The following is an 18,664-nucleotide window of genomic DNA, read 5'->3' as shown; positions in this document are numbered from 1 at the left end:
CGCGCATTGTCATATCCACTGTGATCAAGCCTGAAGATCTTCTCTGTCCCCGGCCGGACGGGCTGTATTGCCCGCCAGGGGATTTCTATATCGATCCGGTCCGCTCCGTGGACCGGGCGGTGATCACCCACGGCCATGCCGACCATGCCCGCGCCGGTCACGGCGTGGTGGCGGCGACGCCGGAAACCCTGGCGATCATGGCCGTCCGCTATGGCGAGGATTTCGCCGGTCGCCAGCAGGCCGTGCCCTACGGCGGATCCTTCACCCACAACGGCGTCGAGGTCTCTCTGGTCCCGGCCGGCCACGTTCTGGGCTCGGCCCAGGCGGTGGTGCGCTGGAAGGGCCTGACCCTGGTGGTCTCGGGAGACTACAAGCGCCGCCGCGATCCGACCTGCGCGCGGTTCGAGCCCGTGCCCTGCGACGTGTTCATCACCGAGGCCACCTTTGGCCTGCCGGTGTTCCGCCACCCCGACGACGCCGGCGAGATCCGCAATCTGCTGGCCAGCGTCGCCCAGTTTCCCGAGCGGACCCATCTGGTCGGGGCCTATGCCCTGGGCAAGGCCCAGCGGGTGATCCGGCTGCTGCGCGAGGGGGGCTGGGACCAGCCGATCTATGTGCATGGCGCGCTGGAGCGGCTCAATGGGCTGTACGAGGCCTACGGCGTCGATCTTGGGCCGTTGCTGCCCGCCACCACCGATCAGGCCAAGGCGGCCTTCGCGGGTCAGATCGTCATCGCCCCGCCTTCGGCCATCGCCGACCGCTGGTCGCGGCGCTTTGCCGATCCGGTCGACTGTTTCGCTTCGGGCTGGATGCGGGTGCGGGCCCGGGCCCGGCAGAGGGGCGTCGAGCTGCCGCTGATCCTGTCCGACCATGCCGACTGGGACGAGCTGACCGCCACTCTGGCCGAGCTGCATCCCGGCGAGGTGTGGATCACCCATGGCCGGGAGGAGGCGCTGCTGCGCTGGTGCGAGTTGGAGGGTCTGCCGGCCCGCGCCCTGCGGCTGGTCGGGTATGACGAGGAGGAGGGGGAGTAGACGCCAGGACGACCTCTGCGACCTAGGCCGCCTCGACCACCTTGAACGTCGCATGGGCCCGCGCCACCGGCTTGCCGTCGGCCCGCACCGTGGCGTCGGCGTAGCACAGGCTCTTGCCGGGCTTGATGAAGTCGGTGTCGAAGGTCAGCCACTGGCCCAGCCGGGCCGCGCCCAGATAGTCCAGGCTCAGCGACACCGTGACCAGCCCGCCGGAGGGGATCCCGACCGAACCCAGCATCACGCCGCACGACAGCCCCATGGCGTTGTCTGCCAGGGCGGCGATCAGGCCGCCATGCGGCGCCCTGCGGGAATTGGTGTGGGGCTCGCGGATCTCTATCCCCAGCACCCAGCGGTCCGCGCGGATGTCGGCATAGATCGGTTCCCACGGGGTCGTCAGCGGGCTGTGGCGGGTGTGAAGCCCAAACGGTTCGGGCGGCTGGAAGGTCATGAGGCGGTCTCCTGACCTGCAATTCAAACAGTTGTTTGACGTTGCCGCAAGGGAGGTTGGCCGTGCTAGGCTTTTGGGCCTGAACCGGGGACGGGGCCGAGACGTTCGATGTCCATGCGCGCCTTCGCCCACCTGCTGGACCGCCTGTCCCTGACCGGCTCGCGCAACGCCAAGCTGACCCTGATCGAGGATTTTCTCAGGGGACAACCCGATCCTGATCGGGGGTTTGCGCTGGCCGCCCTGACGGGGGCCCTGTCGTTTTCCGCCGCCAAGCCGGCCTTCATCCGCAAGGCGGTCGAGGCGCGGATGGACCCTCAACTGTTCGCCTGGTCCTACGACTATGTCGGCGACCTGGCCGAGACGGTCGCCCTGGTCTGGCCGGCCCCCTCTTCCGGAAAATGGCCGGGGGCCAATCGCGAGCCTGAACTCTCGGAAGTGATCGAGGCCCTGCGCACGGCCTCGCGGTCGGAGGTTCAGCGCCTGATCGAGGGCTGGCTGGACGCCCTCGACCCTGATGGCCGCTGGGCGCTCCTGAAGCTGATGACCGGCGGCCTGCGGGTCGGGGTTTCGGCGCGGCTGGCCAAGCAGGCCTGCGCCCAGTTCGGCCAGGTCGAGATCGGCGAGATCGAGGAGGTCTGGCACGCGCTGGAACCGCCCTATGGCGATCTGTTCGCCTGGCTGGAGGGGCGTTCCGAGCGGCCGTCGGCCGACGCGCCGGGCCGCTTCAGGCCGGTGATGCTGGCCCAGGCGATCGACGAGGCCGTCGATTTCGCAAGGCTCGACCCGGCCGACTATGTGGCCGAGTGGAAGTGGGACGGCATCCGCGTGCAGGCCGTCAGCGAGCGCGGCCAACGGCGGCTCTATACCCGCACGGGCGATGACATCTCGGCGACCTTTCCCGACGTGCTGGCGGCGCTGGACTTCGACGGGGCGATCGACGGCGAGCTGGTGGTGATCCGCGACGGGGCCCTGGCGTCGTTCGGCGACCTGCAACAGCGGCTGAACCGCAAGACCGTCGACGCCAAGCAACTGGCGGCCTTTCCGGCCGGCATCCGCGCCTATGACCTGCTGCTGGACGGCGAGACCGACGTGCGCGGTATGACCTTTATCGAACGCCGGGCGCGGCTGGAGGCGTTCGTCGCCAGGATCGAGAGCCCGCGCATCGACCTGTCGCCGCTGCAGCCCTTCGAGACCTGGGAGGGCCTGGCCGCCCTGCGCGCCGATCCGCCCGAGGGCGACGCCCGGCTCTCGGAAGGCCTGATGCTGAAACGCCGCGACAGCGTCTATGAGCCGGGTCGGCCCAAGGGACCCTGGTTCAAGTGGAAGCGCGACCCCCGGCTGATCGACGCGGTGCTGATGTACGCCCAGCGCGGCCACGGCAAGCGGTCCAGCTTCTATTCCGACTATACCTTCGGGGTCTGGCGCGAGGATGAGCGCGGCGAGCGGTCGCTGACTCCGGTGGGCAAGGCCTATTTCGGCTTCACCGACGAGGAGTTGAAACAGATCGACAGGTTCGTCCGCGACAATACGGTCGAGCGGTTCGGGCCGGTGCGCTCGGTGCGGGCCGATCTGGATTTTGGTCTGGTGTTCGAGGTCGCCTTCGAGGGCCTGCAGCGCTCGACCCGGCACAAGTCGGGCGTGGCCATGCGGTTTCCGCGCATCAGCCGCATCCGCTGGGACAAGCCGTCACGCGAGGCCGACGTCCTGGAGACGCTGGAGACGATGCTGGATTAAGCGCGCGCCTTAAGCCGCGCTCGCCTGGCCGGTCTGGAACAGTCGGCCCCGCTCGGTGATGATCACGGCGATCAGGCCGGCCACGCCAAAGCCGGTGAAGCCCAGGGTCAGGGGTACGACGGTGCCGTTGAACTGCTGGCCGATCCAGAAGCCGAACAGCGCCCCGCCAATGGTGGTGATGAAGCCCTGCACCGAGGCCGCCGTGCCGGCCAGATGGCCCAGGGGCTCCATGGCCATGGAGCCGAAGTTCGACATGGTCAGGCCAAAACAGAACATCATCCCCGCCTGCATGACGGCGAACACCCAAAGGCTCTCGTGGCCGGACAGGGCGATCAGGGCGTGGACGCCGGCAAAGGCGATGTAGCCGCACAGGGCCACATGCGAGACGAGCCGCATGCCCAGCTTGCCGACGATGCGGGAATTGACCAGCGAGGCGATGGCGATGCCCGCCGCGATGCCGGCAAAGATGATCGGGAACAGCTTGCCCGCCCCCAGGACGTCGACAAACACCTGCTGGGCCGAGTTGAGAAAGCCAAACAATCCGCCCAGAACCAGGGCCGAGGCCAGGGTATAGCCCACCGCGATGCGGTTGGTCAGACAGGCCTTGAAGGCGGCCAGCACCGGGCCAGGGGTCAGGGGCGAGCGATCTTCCGGATGCAGGGTTTCGGGCAGCTTGATCCCCGCCCAGACGATGACCAGCAGGCCGAAAATCGCCAGCACGCCGAAGATCCAGGGCCAGGGCGCGACCAGCACGATGGCCTGGCCGACGGACGGGGCGATGATCGGCACAGCCAGGAAGACGATGAAGGACAGCGACATCACCTTGGCCATCTGCCGGCCGCTATAGCAGTCGCGAACGATCGACACCGACAGCACCCGGGTGGCCGCCGCCCCGACGCCGCACAGGGCCCGGGCGATCAGCAGCATCTCGAACGAGGTGGAGAAGGCGCACAACGCCGCGAACAGCACATAGAGGGTCAGACCGACCATCAGCACCGGCTTGCGGCCGAAATGATCCGCCAGGGAGCCATAGGCCAGCTGCGCGACGCCAAAGCCCAGCAGATAGGCGGTGACGATCCACTGGTGCTGGTTGGCGCTGGCCACGCCCAGGGCGTTGCCGATCTGCGGCAGGGCCGGCAGCATCGAGTCGATGGCCAGGGCGTTGGTGGCCATCATCGCCGCGATCAGGGCGACGAACTGCTTGAAACCCATGCCGGGATGCGGCGGGGCGGGCTGCTCGGTCTTCGGCATCGGGAACCTCGGGATGGACGACGTCCAACCGGAAGGCGCGACGCTACGCGCGTCCTATAACCGGCCTGTGTAACAGCCGCCAACCCTGGTTGGTTCGAGCCTAGCCGTTGAACGACCGGATGGCGGCGATGATCGTCTGCTGATCAGCCTCGCCCAGGTAAGGGTGCATCGGCAGGGCCAGCACGGTTTCCGCCTTGGCCTCGGTGACCGGCAGGCCGCCGACGCCGCGCGGGAAGGCGGCATAGGGCGCCTGAACGTGCATCGGCACCGGATAATAGACCGCGGTCGGTACGCCCTGGGTCTTCAGGTGGGCGGCCAGGCCGTCGCGGTTCTTGTGCTCGATCACATACTGGGCCCAGACCGAGACGCCGCCGTCGATGACCTTGGGCGTCGCCAGCACCGCGCCCTTCAGGCCCTCGGCGTAACGGTCGGCCACGACCTGACGCAGCTGGATCTCTTCGGCGAAGATCGCCAGCTTCTCGATCAGGATCGCCGCCTGGATCGTATCGAGGCGCGAGTTCATGCCGATGCGGGTGTTGAGATACTTGGTGTCGTGCTCGAAGGTGCGGCCGACCAGGTCGGGGGGCACCGCCTTGCCGTGCACCCGATAGCTGTCCATCAGGTCCCACAGCACCGGGTCGTTGGTCAGCACCGCGCCGCCGTCGCCGTAGCAGCCCAGCGGCTTGGCCGGGAAGAAGCTGGTGGTGGCCACGTCAGCCCAGTGCAGCGGGTGATGGCCGTTCAGGGTGCAGCCAAAGCCCTGGGCGCTGTCGGCGATCAGCTTCATCCCCTCGCGGTCGCAGATCGCCTTGATGGCCGGATAGTCGGCGGGCTGGCCGAACAGATCCACCGCGATCACCACCCTGGGGGTCAGCTTGCCGTCGGCCTTCACGCCGGCGATGGCGGCTTCCAGCTTGGCGGGGTCGAGATTGAAGGTGTCTTCCAGCACGTCGACGAACACCGGCGTCGCCCCGACCCACGGCACGACTTCGGGCGTGGCGGCGAAGGTGAAGGACGGGCAGAACACCGCGTCGCCGGGGCCGATGCCCCAGGCCATCAGCGGCAGGGCGATGGCGTCGGTGCCGTTGGCGCAGGACAGGGCCAGCTTGGCCTGGCCGAAGGCGGCGAGTTGACTTTCGAACGCGCGGACCTGCGGACCCATCACATAGGCGCCGCTGTCGAGAACACTGGCGATGGCCGCGTCGATCCTGTCGCGGATCCGGCGCTGCTGCGCGGCGAGGTCGATGAAGGGCATGCTCATGGGCGGCGCTCTTAGCAGGGGGATCGAACCAAGTTCGAGCCAATTGATGTAACCGACTGTTTCGCCATGACGAAGCGCGCGTCTCGTCCTGCGTCAAACAGGGGCCGGCAGGCGACGGGCGAGCGCGTCAAGCGACCTCCGCGTTGACCGGCTCGAGCCGCGGCGCCATCGAGAGATCCATGATCCTGACCAAGCTCACTTCCCCCGACTCCAAGCTTCCCGTCCTGGCCATGGCGAAGGCCGACGAAACCATGCTGGGACACTTCCTCGACTGGCTGGGCCAGGCGGCGGTGAACCTGGTGGTGGCGGGGGTCATCCTGGCCCTGACCTTCTGGCTGGCCGGATGGCTGGCCGGAATCGTGCGGCGCGCCCTGGGTCGTCTGCACCGGACCAATCCCGACCCGACCCTGCAGACCTTTGGCTCGTCGCTGGTGCGCTATGTGGTGATCGCCGTGGGCCTGGTGGCCGTTCTGCAGCGGCTGGGCGTGCAGGCGACCTCGATCATCGCGGTGCTGGGGGCGGCGTCCCTGGCCATCGGCCTGGCCCTGCAGGGCGCCCTGTCGAACGTGGCGGCCGGCGTGATGATCCTGATGTTCCGGCCCTACAAGGTGGGCGACGTCATCGAGACCGCCACCCGCATCGGCACGGTCAAGTCGCTGGATCTGCTGTTCACCGAGATCGCGACGCCCGACAACGTCAAGATGATGATCCCCAACAGCAAGGTGTTCGGCGATGTCATCCTCAACTACTCGGCCCACCATACGCGGCGGGTGGACGTGCTGTTCAAGGCGCCGCTGAAGACCGATCTGGTGGCGGTGCTCAAGCGCCTGCGCGAGCGAGCCGAGGCCGACCCGCGCATCCGCAAGGAGCCTGCGGTGCAGATCGAGGTCACCGACCTGTCGGAGGCCTTCGCCCAGGCGGCGATCCGCGCCTGGACGGCCAGGGAGGATTTCGCCTCGGTCAAGACCGACCTGATGCTGAGCGCCCACCTGCTGTCGGAAGATCCGGCGCGACAGGACCTTGAGCCGCCGCGCCCCACCAAGGCCAAGGACCCTTCGCCGGTCATGCCGGGCGAGGGCGAGCATCACCTGTTCAAGCTGCGCGCGCCGCGTCGGCCGCGAAAGCCGAACGCGCCCTCCAGGTCGGATTGAGCTTAAGCCGGCGGTCTCAGGCCTGGCCGAGCGTTCCGCGCAGCCGTCCCCATTCGTGGGTGAACTTGGCGCTGACCTGGGCGTCTTCGAACACCACCCGGCGTCGGCGGCCGGCCAGTTCGGGCGCGTCGTGAATGATCACGAACGGAAAACCGTTGGCCGACAGGAAGCCCTGCACGAACTGAGAGAAGGTTTCGGCCTCTGCGGTGTCGGCGAGGCGGAACTCGGCGGTGGCGTCGGTCGGGACCATGGCGGTCTCCCCTGTGGCTGTTGCGACCCTAACGCACGAGTTCGCGTTTGCGAACCACCTTCGCGCCTGCGAAATGAACTTTGATCAGTTGCGAGGCGCCTGGGCGACGATTCTCGCCGCCCAGGCCGTTGAAATGCCTACAGGATCGACTGGCCGGTGCCGGCCCAGTCCTTCATGAACTGTTCCAGGCCCTTGTCCGTCAACGGATGCTTGAACAGGTCGCTGAACACCGCAGGCGGGATGGTGACGACGTCGGCGCCGACGATGGCCGCGTCCCTGACGTGGGCGACATTGCGCACCGAGGCCGCCAGGATCTCGGTCTCATAGCCGAAATTGTCATAGATCGTGCGGATGTCGCGGATCAGGTCCATGCCGTCAAAACCGTAATCGTCCAGGCGGCCGATGAACGGCGAGACGAAGGTGGCGCCGGCCTTGGCGGCCAGCAGGGCCTGGGTCGGCGAGAAGCACAGGGTGACATTGGTCGAGATGCCTTCATTGGCGAAGGCGGCGCAGGCGATCAGGCCATCGCGGGTCAGCGGGATCTTGACCACGACATTGGGGGCGATGGCGGCCAGCTTCTGGCCCTCGGCGATCATGGCGTCGGCGGTGGTGGCGGCGACTTCGGCGCTGATCGGGCCGGGCACCAGGTCGCAGATCTCGGCGATCACTTCCAGCATCGGACGGCCCGACTTGGCGATCAGGGTCGGGTTGGTGGTCACGCCGTCCACCAGGCCGGTGGCGTTGAGGTCGGCGATGACCTTGGTGTCGGTGCTGTCGAGGAAGATCTGCATGGGACTCTTGCGCTGAATTTTATGGGGTTTGGGCCGGTTTATCGCGGCGGGGCCTGGCGCGCCAGTCCAAGCTGGTCGGGCTGGCTGCGCGTCGCGATTTCAGGCTTGCCCCAAACCCGGAACCCGCTCGCCCAGCGTCTGGACCACGAAGGCGTGCAGGTCGCCGCCGCGGAACAGATAGCCGGGCATGCCCGCCCGGCGTCCGGCTTCGACGTCGCTGGACCGGTCGCCGATGATCACCGCTTCGGCGGGGGTCAGGTCGTGGTCGGCCAGGCCGCGCAACAGCATGCCCGGATTGGGCTTGCGGTCGGGATGGTCGATGACCCGATAGCCCTCGACCGCGTCTTCATGGTGGGGCGCGAAATAGAAGGCGTCGATGCGGCCGCCCTGCGGCTCAAGCTGGGCCTGCATCGCCGCGTGGAAGGCGTGCATGGCCTCTTCCTTGAAATAGCCCCGACCGATCCCCGACTGGTTGGTGACCACCATCACCTTCAGCCCGGCTCGGGTCATGGCCGCCACGGCCTCGCGGGCGCCGTCGATCCACTCCAGCCGGGCCGGGTCGGAGACATAGCCGTGGTCGATATTCAGAACGCCGTCCCTGTCGAGGAAAACGGCGCGAAGCGGGGGCAAGGTGTCCATCCGAAGAACTTTATCGCCTGTCGGCCCCGGACAACAAGTCGGCGACTTGGCGGGCGGCGCCGAACTCGCCTAGAAAACAGCCGCACCTGGAGAGTTCCCGATGACCGACGCCCTGGCCGACGCCGTTCGACTTCGCGACCTGCTGAAGAGCTGGGCGCTGGGCGCGGCCTTTCCGCTGTGGTGGACGGTCGGCGCCGATCACCGGACGGGCGCGGGGGCCGGCGGCTTTTTCGAGACCATCGACCAGTCGGGCGAGGCCCAGGATTCGCCGCGCCGCGGCCGGGTGCTGCCGCGCCAGATCTACGCCTTCGCCGCCGCCAGCGATCTGGGCTGGAGCGGGCCGTGGCGGCAGGCCGTGGACCATGGCCTGTCCTACTATCTGGAGGTCTATCGTCGGCCCGACGGTCTGTTTCGCGCCCTGGTGGGTCCGGGCGGGGTCAGTCTGGACGACACCGCAGCCCTTTATGATCAGGCCTTCGCGATGTTCGCTTTGGCCAATGCCTGCGCGGTGACCGGGCGGGATGACCTGCGGGCGGTGGCGGTTTCGGTGCGCGAGACGCTGTTTTCCACCCTGAAGAACCCGCTGGGCGGTTTCAGCGAGTCGACTCCCACCGATCCGCCCCTGCATTCCAATCCGCACATGCACCTGTTCGAGGCTTGCCTGGCTTGGCAAGCTATCGACGCTGATCCGGTCTGGCGGTCGCTGGCCGACGAGATCGCCAACCTGGCCCTGACCCGGTTCATTGATCCCGCGACCGGCGCCCTGCGCGAGTTCTTCGACGCCGACTGGAATCCCGCGCCGGGCGTGGCGGGCCGCATCTGGGAGCCGGGCCACCAGTATGAGTGGGCCTGGCTGCTGCTGCGCTGGGGCCGGCTGGCGGCGCGACCCGACGCCACGGCCGCCGCCCTGCGGATGATCGACCTGGCCGAGACGGCCGGCTGCGACGCCGAGCGCGGCGTGGCGATCAACGCCCTGCTCGACGACATGAGCGCCCACGACGCCGGCGCCCGCCTGTGGCCGCAGACCGAGCGCATCAAGGCCGGGGTGCTGGCCGCCGAGGTCACCGGCGATCCGCGCTGGTGGAGCATGGTGGTCGAGGGGGCCGAGGGGCTGCTGCAATATCTGCGCACCCCCGTGCCGGGCCTGTGGCGCGACAAGCTCAAGCCCGACGGGTCGTTCGTCGAGGAAGCCGCGCCAGCCAGTTCCTTCTACCACATCGTCTGCGCCATCGGTGAGCTGGACCGGGTGGTGACCGCCCAGACCGCCGAGCTCTAGGCGGCATTCCTTAGGGCCTTCAGCGGGCCCGCCTCGTCCTTCGACAAGCTCAGGATGAGGGCTATTTCACTGCCGATTCATTCGAAAACCTCATCCTGAGCTTGTCGAAGGACGGGGTTTTCGGACCACGGCGATACTAGCCCTTAGGGCCTCTAGGCCGGCGTGTTGTCCCGCAGTTCGGCCAGCCAGATGTCGGCCGAGGCGTCTGACGGCATCCGCCAGTCGCCCCGCGGCGACAGGGCCCCGCCCGACGAGATCTTGGGGCCGTTGGGCATGGCCGAGCGCTTGAACTGGTTGGCGAAGAACCGCTTCAGGAAAAGCTCCAGCCAGCGCTTGATCTCCGGCAGGTCATAGGCCTTGCGCTGAGCGTCGGGCGTGCCGACCGGCCAGCCGCCGAACGCCGCGTCATGCCAGGCGCTCCAGGCCAGGAAGGCGATCTTCGACGGGCTCATGCCGTAACGGGTCAGGTAATAGAGATTGAAGTCCTGCAGGGCGTAGGGGCCCACGAAGCTCTCGGTGGCCTGCACCTGTTCGCCCGGCACCAGTTCGGGCGAGATCTCGGTATTGAGGATGTCTTCCAGCAGATCGGCGGTGGCGCCGTCGACATCGCGCGAGGCCGCCACGAAGCGGATCAGGTGCTGGATCAGGGTCTTGGCCACGCCGGAATTGGGATTGTAGTGGCTCATCTGGTCGCCGACGCCATAGGTGCACCAGCCCAGGGCCAGTTCCGACAGGTCGCCGGTGCCCACCACCATGCCGTGGTTGTGGTTGGCCAGGCGGAACAGATAGTCGGTGCGCAGGCCCGCCTGGATGTTCTCGAACGTCACATCATAGACCGGCTCACCCCGTGAATAGGGGTGGTCCATATCCTTCAGCATCTGCTCGGCGGCCGGGCGGATGTCGATCTCATCGGCGCTGACGCCCATGGCCTTCATCAGCTTCCAGGCATTGGACCTGGTGCGGTCGGAGGTGGCGAAGCCGGGCAGGGTGTAGGCCAGGATGTTGGCGCGCGGCAGGTCCAGCTGGTCCATGGCCCTGGCGGCGACGATCAGGGCGTGGGTCGAGTCCAGCCCGCCCGAAATCCCGATCACCAGCTTTTTCAGGCCCGAGGCCTCGACCCGGCGGGCCAGACCCTGAACCTGGATATTGTAGGCCTCGTAGCAGTTCTCGGCCAGCTTGGCGGGGTCGGACGGCGTGAACGGGAAGCGCTCCACCGTGCGGGCCAGGGCCAGCTCGCCGGCCGGCGGCGTGAAGTCGAACGGGACGATCCGGAACGGCGTCGCCGGCGGAGCCTGCCTGGCCGCGTCGCTGAAACTGACCACCCGCATCCGCTCCTGACGGATCCGGTCGACATCGACATCGGCCATGGCCATCACGGCGGTGGTCGAGAAGCGCGGGGTCTGGGCCAGCAGGGCGCCCATCTCGTGGATGTCGGCGTGACCGTCCCAGGCCAGGTCGGTCGAGCTTTCGCCCGCCCCGGCCGCCGAATAGACATAGGCGGCGATGGCCCGCGACGACTGGCTGGCGCACAGCAGGCGGCGGGTCTCGGACTTGCCGATGGTGATGTTGCTGGCCGACAGGTTCAGCAGGATCTCGGCCCCAGCCAGGGCCTGGGCGGTGCTGGGCGGGGTCGGCGTCCAGACGTCCTCGCAGATCTCCACGCCCACCGTGAACGGCGAGGCGCCCTCGGACCGGAGCAGAATGTCGGTCCCGAACGGAACGGCCTTGCCGGCCAGGGTCACGGTCTTGCCGACCACCCCCGCGCCCGGCGTGAACCAGCGGCGCTCATAGAATTCGCGATAGTTGGGCAGGAAGCTCTTGGGGATCACGCCCCGCACCTTGCCGCCCTGGATGGCGACCGCGGTGTTGTAGAGCCGGCCGTCGACGCGCAGCGGCGCGCCGACCACGAACAGCGGCGCCAGGGCGGCGCTGGCCCGGGCCAGGGTCGCGATCGCCGCCTCGACGGCGTCCAGCAGGGCGTCCTGCTGCAGCAGATCGTCGATCGAATAGCCGGTCAGGCCCAGTTCGGGGAACACCAGCACCGCTACGCCGGCCGCGTCGGCCTGGCCCACCAGGTCCAGCACGCTGGCGGCATTGGCGGCCGGATCGACCAGCTTGACCTTTGGCACGGCGGTGGCGACACGGACGAAACCGTGGCGGTAGGGCGTGAAGAACGGGAGGCTCGTCAACCGATCGACCTTTCGAGGTTATGCTGAAAATGAGCATAAGTCTGTGTCCAGCTATAACGCGTCCGGAGGATGTTGCATAGCGCCGCAAACCTTGACCCAAACGGGTCATCGTGCGACCTCGCGCCTCGCGCAGCCCTGCAAAACATAACGAACAAGATCAACGCCCATGCCCGTTTCGCCCATCAAAATGGCCGACGCGATCCGCGTCCTTTCCATGGATGCGGTCCACAAGGCCAAGTCCGGACACCAAGGCATGCCGATGGGCATGGCCGATGTGGCGACGGTGCTGTGGAGCAAGTTCCTCAAGTTTGACGCCTCCAAGCCCGACTGGGCCGATCGCGACCGCTTCGTGCTGTCGGCCGGCCACGGCTCGATGCTGATCTATTCCCTGCTTCACCTGACCGGCTTCAAGGCCATGACGATGAAGGAGATCGAGAATTTCCGACAGTGGGGTTCGCTGACCCCCGGCCACCCCGAAGTGCACCATACCCCCGGCGTCGAGACCACCACCGGTCCGCTGGGTCAGGGCCTGGCCACCGCCGTCGGCATGGCCATGGCCGAGGCTCACCTGGCGTCGCGTTTCGGCAAGGACATCGTGGATCACCGCACCTGGGTGATCGCCGGCGACGGCTGCCTGATGGAAGGCGTCAGCCATGAAGCCATCAGCATCGCCGGCCGCCTGAAGCTGAACAAGCTGACCGTGCTGTTCGACGACAACAACACCACCATCGACGGCGTCGCCACCATCTCCGAGACCGGCGACCAGGTCGCGCGCTTCAAGGCCGCCGGCTGGGCGGTCAAGGTCGTCGACGGCCACGACCACGGCAAGATCGCCGCCGCCCTGCGCTGGGCTGTCAAGCAGGACCGCCCGACCATGATCGCGTGCAAGACGCTGATCTCCAAGGGCGCAGGTCCGAAAGAAGGCGACCCCCACAGCCACGGCTACACCCTGTTCGACGGCGAGATCGCCGCCTCGCGCGTCGCCATGGGCTGGGACGCCGCGCCGTTCACCGTGCCTGACGACATCGCCAAGGCCTGGAAGAGCGTGGGCCGTCGCGGCGCCAAGGTCCGCAAGGCCTGGGAGGCCACGCTCAACACCTCGGCCCAGGCCGGCGAGTTCAAGCGCGCCATGTCGGGCGCCCTGCCGGACGGCGCCTTCTCGGCCGTCAACGCTCATATCGAGGCCATGGCGGCCAGCAAGCCGGCCAACGCCACCCGCGTCCATTCCGGCGCGGCGCTGGATCACCTGATCCCGTCGATCCCGGACATGATCGGCGGCTCGGCTGACCTCACCGGCTCCAACAACACCTTCGTTAAGGGCATGACGGCGTTCGACACGCCCGACTATGCCGGCCGCTATGTCCACTATGGCGTGCGCGAGTTTGGCATGGCCGCGGCGATGAACGGCATGGCCCTGCACGGCGGCGTCATCCCCTATTCGGGCACCTTCCTGGCCTTTGCCGACTACAGCCGCGCGGCCATTCGCCTGGGCGCGCTGATGGGGGCCAAGGTCATTCACGTGATGACCCACGACTCCATCGGTCTGGGCGAGGACGGCCCGACCCACCAGCCGGTGGAACAGGTCGCCTCCCTGCGCGCCATTCCCAACCTGCTGGTCTTCCGCCCCTGTGACGCGGTGGAAGCCGCCGAGTGCTGGAAGATCGCCCTGGAACAGACCTCGACCCCCTCGGTCATGGCCCTGTCGCGCCAGAAGACGCCCGGCGTGCGCGCCTCCGGCGCCGAGAACCTGTCGGCCAAGGGCGCCTATGAACTGCTGGCCGCCGAGGGCGGCGAGGCTGCGGTGACGCTGTTCGCCACGGGCACCGAAGTGGCTCTGGCCGTGGCGGCGCGGGACATCCTGCAAGGCCAGGGCAAGCCGACCCGCGTGGTCTCGGTTCCCTGCTGGGAGCTGTTCGAGCAGCAGCCGGCCGCCTATCGCAAGGCCGTGATCGGCACGGCCGCCCGGCGCGTCGCGGTCGAGGCGGGCATCCGTCAGGGTTGGGATCGCTTCATCGGCGAGGACGGCGGTTTTGTCGGCATGACCGGCTTTGGCGCCAGCGCCCCGTTCGAGCGGCTCTACAAGGAATTCGGCATCACCGCCGAGGCCGTGGCGCAAGCGGCTCAATAGGGGCGGCGACGTCGAAAAGACAAAAGGCCCTCGCGGTTCGCGGGGGCCTTTTTTGTGTCAGATCCTGGCGTCCAGGAAGTCCAGGAAGGCCGGCAGCGGCGTCATCCACTGGAAGGACGTGCCGGGCCGGATCGTCCCGCCGATATAGATCTCGCGCTCCTTCAGCGGCGAGGGCGCGAAGAAGCCGTGCCAGTCGGCCCCGACGAAATGGCAGACGCCGCGCACCCAGATTCCGACGAAATTGCTGGGCTGGATTTCGAACACCTTGGCGTCGGGCTTGCAGAACAGCGTGTTGGCCAAGGCCGCGCCCGTTGGGGCGACGATCACGTCGGCGTCGCGGAACAGGGCGATCTGCCGTGCGACCGACAGGGTTTCAGGCAAGACGACGGTGAAGCCGCGCGCCACCAGTTCCGCCTCGAGCTGGGCCTCGTTGACCATCAGCCGCTTGTCGTCGCCGCGTCGGCTGACATAGAGGCGGCGCACCCCGGTGTCGGCCTGGTCGACATGCGAGAGCATCTGCTCCCGGACCCAGTCCAGCGGCTTGTTGGGACCATGCAGGAAGTGGTCCATGGTGTTGGCGAAGGCCACGTCGTCGATGGCGATCAGCGGCTCGGCGATTTCCAGCGGCCGCGACTTGGGCCCAGGTCCCATCATCAGCCGGACGCCCTCGCGCTGCCAGTCGGTCAGGGGCGGCGCGATGGGGCGCAGCTCTTCCAGCAGCCCGGTCTGTTCCAGCACCGCCAGGCTGGGCAGGCAGTCGAGCAGGAAGTGGCCGTAGTTGAACCGGCCGCCCCAGGCCATGAACACCGCGCCGGTCTCCAGACGGGGCAATCTGTCGGGCACCCGCATCGTCGTTTCGCCGTCGGCGACCGTGACGTTCGGCAGCACGGCCAGGTCGGGCGACAGATACAGCGCCTCACCGACCGAGGCCTTCATCACCAGGCCACGACGGTCGATCACCGCGCCAAATTCGGGCGTGTGCAGGGCGTTGCGGATGCGGCTGACCGTGACGGCGTTGGCCGGCGCGCCGCCCGAGCCGTCATGCCAGTCGGGACACTCCTCGCCGGCGGTGCGGCCCGCCAGACGCGCCCGCATGACGTCCTCGGTGAACCGTTCGCCGGGGGTGATGGCGGCGATGGCGTCCTGAATATCGGTGTGGGCGAAGCTGTAGGTGATGCTCTCGACATGGGTCAGGGCCCGCAGGTCGTGCTCGACCCGCAAGGTCAGACTCTGGCCGCTTAGGGGCGTCGGCTTGGCGCGCAGGCGCCGCATGGCGCTGGTCAGGCGGTTGGAGAGGCGGCGCATGGGCTTCAGAGATCCCACTGAAGTCCGTGGCCGCCGGCCTCGACGATCGCGCCCATGGCCCGCTCGAAGGCGTGGGCCAGGGCGCCGTCGATCCGGCCCAGTTCAGGCTCGAACGGATAGTCTGCGACGGCAAGGGCATGGAGCGCCCTGAACGCCGCCACCCGGCCCCAGAACATCGAACCGGCCGCAAATTCGCTGTCGACGCCATGCTTGAAGCGCAGTTGTCGGGCCAGAAAGGCCATGCCGGGGCCGTTGTTGAACATCACCGCGTGATCGCCCAGGCGCATGCGGGCGCGGGCCGGGGCCAGCAGGCCCAGGCGCGGGTCGAGCGCGAATTTCTGCAGGGCCGTCGCGGCCGCCTCGGGCGCGATGAGGGCGTCCAGCAGGGCGTCGCGCCATTCTGCGCCATGGGTCAGGTGCGGCGACTTCTTCGAGTGGACCTTGCAGAAGACCGTATAGCCCTGATCCGTCGCGATCTTCAGCGCGGTCAGAAACGGCGCGATGTCGCGACCGCGGTTCGGGGTCGGAACCAGACGCGCCCGCGGGATCGCCTTGGCCAGGGCCTTCAGCTCGGCTTCGGACCACAGATCGGGGAAGGTGACGATGACATCGGCCCTGTCGCGCAGCCGCGCGATGCGCTTGGCGAAGACCGGGATCAGGTCGGCATAGAAGATGTGGACCAGGAGAACGGCGTCATGGCCGCGCTCGACGGGGGTTGCGGCCGCGACCAGCGGGTGGTCGGCCGGGATGCTTGGCGCGCGGGCCTCGATCGCTGCGCGCAGGGCCTGGGCCGAGCCGTGGCCAAACCAGCGGTCAGGTTCCAGATAGGCGCCCTCGCCCCATTCGTTCCAGGCGTTGACGAAGACCAGCCGCTCCTGCGGCGGGGCCAGGCGCGCCGTGCAGTCCAGGGCGGCTTCCGCCCACTGATGAAAAAGGTCCGGCGCGGCGTTGTGAAAGACGTGGCCGGCGCCGGGCTTGCGGGCTTCGTTGTCCCAGGAGGGCATGACGCCCGGATAGCGGCGCGGATCCTCCCGGCTGGCCAGGCTTTCCAACCGGTCGGCCACCACGGCTTCATAGTCATAGACCCGCCCGGCGAACTGCGGGTTCAGGCGCTGCACGTCTTCGGTAATCTCGCCGACCGCCAGGGCGTGCGGCGGAAACTCGACCAGGCCGTCGAAGCCCGCGGCGCGATAGTCCGAGAAGCCGAAGGCGTTGGTGCACAGCAGGAAGAGCTCGCCGATTCCGGCCTTGCGGGCGCGCTCGCGCCAGCGTTTGGCCGTGGCCGCGGCGTCGGGCAGGATATCGGGGCGATAGACGACGATCAGCGGCTTGCCGTCGACGCGAACATAGCGCGGCGAGGCGATATAGCGCGCCAGGTCGTCGAACAGCGCGATGTCGTCTTTGGGCGAATGGTTCTGCGCCATCAGGATGTCGGATTCCTGACCGTCCCAGCGCCGCGTCCAGTTCTCGTTGGCCCAGCACAGGGCGAACGGCAGGTCGATGCTCTCGTCGGCGACAAAGGCGTCCAGCGGACGCTCCAGCAGCCTGTGGCCGCCGAACCAGTAATAGTGGAAGCAGAAGGCGTCGACGCCGGCGATCCTGGCCAGGGCGGCCTGGTCGCGCAGGGTCTCGGGCGTGCGCAGGTCGTAGAACCCCAGCTCCCCGGGCAGGCGCGGCTGCAGATGGCCGGCGAACTGCGGCGTGGCCTTGCTGACATTGGTCCATTCGGTGAAGCCCTTGCCCCACCAGCGGTCGTTTTCCGGGAACGGATGGAACTGCGGCAGGTAGAAGGCCAGCACCTTGGGCGCGTCAGCCTCGCGGCGGGGCGGGGTCAGGGCCGGGGCCGCGAATTGCGGACTGCGCAGGTTCTTGGCGATCTCGAAGCTGCGGACATAGGCGTCGCGCCAGAGGCCCCGTCCGCCGGAGACAGACTGTGTCAGTCGCCTGAAGGCGCGGCGGGGATCGCGCATCGTCGATATGAGATCACGCAGGACATGCTGAACCGGCCCTGGAAACAGCCGGGTCACGGCGCGGATCGCCCGCTTGGGCGCCGAGAGACGGCGGATGGTGATGGAATGCCCGGCTGATGGCTGGACGATGAACTCCGAGATTTCGAACAGACAGGGCTCGCTGGAGGGGTCCACGCGCAGCTGTCGAAGAGCGCCAGCGTTGGACAGGGCGACGCCAGTATAGAGGTCATCGGCGACGTGGGTCAGCGCCTTGCGGGATTCTTCGCTGAAGCCGTCGCCCCAGTCGCCATAGACGCACGGAACGCTGATCTTGCCTTCAAGCGCCTTCAGCCGAACCGTGACCCGCACGGCGCCGACGCCGTCGAAGCGCGCGCGATCGGCCTTTTCGACTCGCCACAGCATCTGGGGATCGTCGGTCAGGGCCCGGTATCGCCCCTCAGGTCCCGCGGGCGCGACGCCTCTCAGCGCGGTGGGGAGTCGGTCGCTCACGCGCGATTGCTTTTCTCGACCCACTCAGCCGTGGTTCCCAGGAAGGTCGGGACGCCGGCTTCCATGGTCATCACCCTGTTGGACACGGCCGCCGCGAGCTGGAGATCATGTGTCGCGAGGACGACGATCTTGGCCTTGTCGACCATGCTGGTCAGCCGGGCGGCGGCTTTTTTCTGGAACTCGGCGTCGCCGGCGCTGATCCACTCGTCCATGATCAGGATGTCGGCGTCCATCTGGGTGGCCACCGAGAAGGTCAGGCGCGCCATCATGCCGGCCGAATAGGTCTTGAACGGCATGTGGACGAAGGCGCCCAGTTCGGAGAACTCGACGATGTCGGGCAGGCGGCGCTTGATCTCGCGATCGGGCATCATCTGCATCATGGCCAGGTTGCGGATGTTCTGCAGGCCGGACGCCTCGGCGTCGAGGCCGATGCTCATCGAGATCATCGAGCTGATCTTGCCGCGGACATCGACCACCCCGGCTGTGGGCTCATAGATCCCGGCCAGCACCTTGAGAAGCGAGGTCTTGCCCGAGCCGTTATGGCCCACCAGGGCCAGGCGATCGCCCTCCTTGATGTGGAGGTTGATGCTCGACAGGGCGCGGATGACGCTGACGTCCTTGCCCGACTGCATCAGACGGCCGCCGACAGCCATGTTGAGCACGGCGTTGCGCAGCGACTGGGCGCGCACGCTGTAGAGATTGTAGTCGAGCGTGACGTCTTTGAGGTCGATGGAGGTTGTCATCTTGC

At 67.8% G+C, this 18,664-nt stretch carries 14 protein-coding genes and 1 pseudogene; 5 read left to right on the top strand and 10 right to left on the bottom strand.

Annotated elements, in window-relative coordinates; all coding sequences use genetic code 11:
- The first annotated feature begins 6 nt into the window (after positions 1 to 6).
- Positions 7 to 1,034 (top strand): annotated as a pseudogene (locus ACW18B_RS02920) (ligase-associated DNA damage response exonuclease).
- Between the two features lie 22 nt (positions 1,035 to 1,056).
- Here ACW18B_RS02920 and ACW18B_RS02915 read toward each other — a convergent pair.
- Positions 1,057 to 1,482 (bottom strand): PaaI family thioesterase, encoded by a 426-nt coding sequence (locus tag ACW18B_RS02915; RefSeq protein WP_492049390.1) that lies wholly within the window; start codon positions 1,480 to 1,482, stop codon positions 1,057 to 1,059.
- Between the two features lie 108 nt (positions 1,483 to 1,590).
- Between ACW18B_RS02915 and ACW18B_RS02910 the strand changes: the two genes are divergently transcribed.
- Positions 1,591 to 3,216, top strand: a complete 1,626-nt coding sequence (locus ACW18B_RS02910; RefSeq protein WP_492049389.1) for a cisplatin damage response ATP-dependent DNA ligase — start codon at positions 1,591 to 1,593, stop codon at positions 3,214 to 3,216.
- A gap of 9 nt (positions 3,217 to 3,225) precedes the next feature.
- Here the strand turns inward: ACW18B_RS02910 and ACW18B_RS02905 are convergent, their stop codons facing one another.
- Together ACW18B_RS02905 and ACW18B_RS02900 are read right to left on the bottom strand one after the other, a co-directional pair.
- On the bottom strand, positions 3,226 to 4,428 hold the full coding sequence (locus tag ACW18B_RS02905; RefSeq protein ID WP_492051858.1) for a multidrug effflux MFS transporter: 1,203 nt from the start codon (positions 4,426 to 4,428) through the stop codon (positions 3,226 to 3,228).
- Between the two features lie 139 nt (positions 4,429 to 4,567).
- Positions 4,568 to 5,728 carry a DegT/DnrJ/EryC1/StrS family aminotransferase gene (locus ACW18B_RS02900; RefSeq protein WP_492049387.1) on the bottom strand — a complete coding sequence of 387 codons (1,161 nt, stop codon included), beginning with the start codon at positions 5,726 to 5,728 and terminating at the stop codon, positions 4,568 to 4,570.
- A gap of 179 nt (positions 5,729 to 5,907) precedes the next feature.
- Between ACW18B_RS02900 and ACW18B_RS02895 the strand changes: the two genes are divergently transcribed.
- A complete protein-coding gene (locus tag ACW18B_RS02895) occupies positions 5,908 to 6,879 on the top strand; it encodes a mechanosensitive ion channel family protein (RefSeq protein WP_492049385.1) in 972 nt (323 codons plus the stop codon).
- 16 nt (positions 6,880 to 6,895) lie between these two features.
- Here the strand turns inward: ACW18B_RS02895 and ACW18B_RS02890 are convergent, their stop codons facing one another.
- The 3 genes from ACW18B_RS02890 to ACW18B_RS02880 form a co-directional block, all read right to left on the bottom strand.
- Positions 6,896 to 7,129, bottom strand: a complete 234-nt coding sequence (locus ACW18B_RS02890) for a hypothetical protein (protein ID WP_492049383.1) — start codon at positions 7,127 to 7,129, stop codon at positions 6,896 to 6,898.
- A 137-nt stretch (positions 7,130 to 7,266) separates the two neighbouring features.
- The gene (fsa, locus tag ACW18B_RS02885; RefSeq protein WP_492049382.1) at positions 7,267 to 7,920 is read right to left on the bottom strand and encodes a fructose-6-phosphate aldolase; all 654 of its coding nucleotides are present in this window, start codon (positions 7,918 to 7,920) and stop codon (positions 7,267 to 7,269) included.
- 99 nt (positions 7,921 to 8,019) lie between these two features.
- Entirely contained in the window at positions 8,020 to 8,559 is a 540-nt protein-coding gene (locus tag ACW18B_RS02880) for a D-glycero-alpha-D-manno-heptose-1,7-bisphosphate 7-phosphatase (protein WP_492049380.1), read from the bottom strand.
- 100 nt (positions 8,560 to 8,659) lie between these two features.
- On the opposite strand from ACW18B_RS02880, the gene ACW18B_RS02875 reads away from it, so the two are divergent.
- The gene (locus ACW18B_RS02875; protein ID WP_492049378.1) at positions 8,660 to 9,835 is read left to right on the top strand and encodes an AGE family epimerase/isomerase; all 1,176 of its coding nucleotides are present in this window, start codon (positions 8,660 to 8,662) and stop codon (positions 9,833 to 9,835) included.
- A gap of 152 nt (positions 9,836 to 9,987) precedes the next feature.
- Here the strand turns inward: ACW18B_RS02875 and ACW18B_RS02870 are convergent, their stop codons facing one another.
- Positions 9,988 to 12,024: an NAD(+) synthase gene (locus ACW18B_RS02870; RefSeq protein ID WP_492049376.1), complete on the bottom strand. Its 2,037-nt coding sequence runs from the start codon at positions 12,022 to 12,024 to the stop codon at positions 9,988 to 9,990.
- Between the two features lie 166 nt (positions 12,025 to 12,190).
- Between ACW18B_RS02870 and tkt the strand changes: the two genes are divergently transcribed.
- Positions 12,191 to 14,152, top strand: a complete 1,962-nt coding sequence (gene tkt, locus ACW18B_RS02865) for a transketolase (RefSeq protein ID WP_492049375.1) — start codon at positions 12,191 to 12,193, stop codon at positions 14,150 to 14,152.
- 57 nt (positions 14,153 to 14,209) lie between these two features.
- On the opposite strand, the gene ACW18B_RS02860 is transcribed toward tkt, so the two are convergent.
- From ACW18B_RS02860 to ACW18B_RS02850, 3 genes are read right to left on the bottom strand one after another with little or no spacing between them, the layout of a single operon-like run.
- Positions 14,210 to 15,457 (bottom strand): glycosyltransferase family 61 protein, encoded by a 1,248-nt coding sequence (locus ACW18B_RS02860; protein WP_492049373.1) that lies wholly within the window; start codon positions 15,455 to 15,457, stop codon positions 14,210 to 14,212.
- Between the two features lie 5 nt (positions 15,458 to 15,462).
- Positions 15,463 to 17,916, bottom strand: coding sequence for a glycoside hydrolase family 99-like domain-containing protein (locus tag ACW18B_RS02855; protein WP_492049371.1), 2,454 nt, complete (start codon positions 17,914 to 17,916; stop codon positions 15,463 to 15,465).
- Complete coding sequence (locus ACW18B_RS02850) at positions 17,913 to 18,659, bottom strand: ABC transporter ATP-binding protein (protein ID WP_492049369.1); 747 nt, start codon at positions 18,657 to 18,659, stop codon at positions 17,913 to 17,915. The genes ACW18B_RS02855 and ACW18B_RS02850 overlap by 4 nt, the downstream gene beginning before the upstream one ends.
- Positions 18,660 to 18,664: the final 5 nt, after the last annotated feature.

The organism is Caulobacter sp. FV2ps19, assembly GCF_058681035.1.
This window is presented reverse-complemented; position numbering and strand designations above follow the sequence as displayed.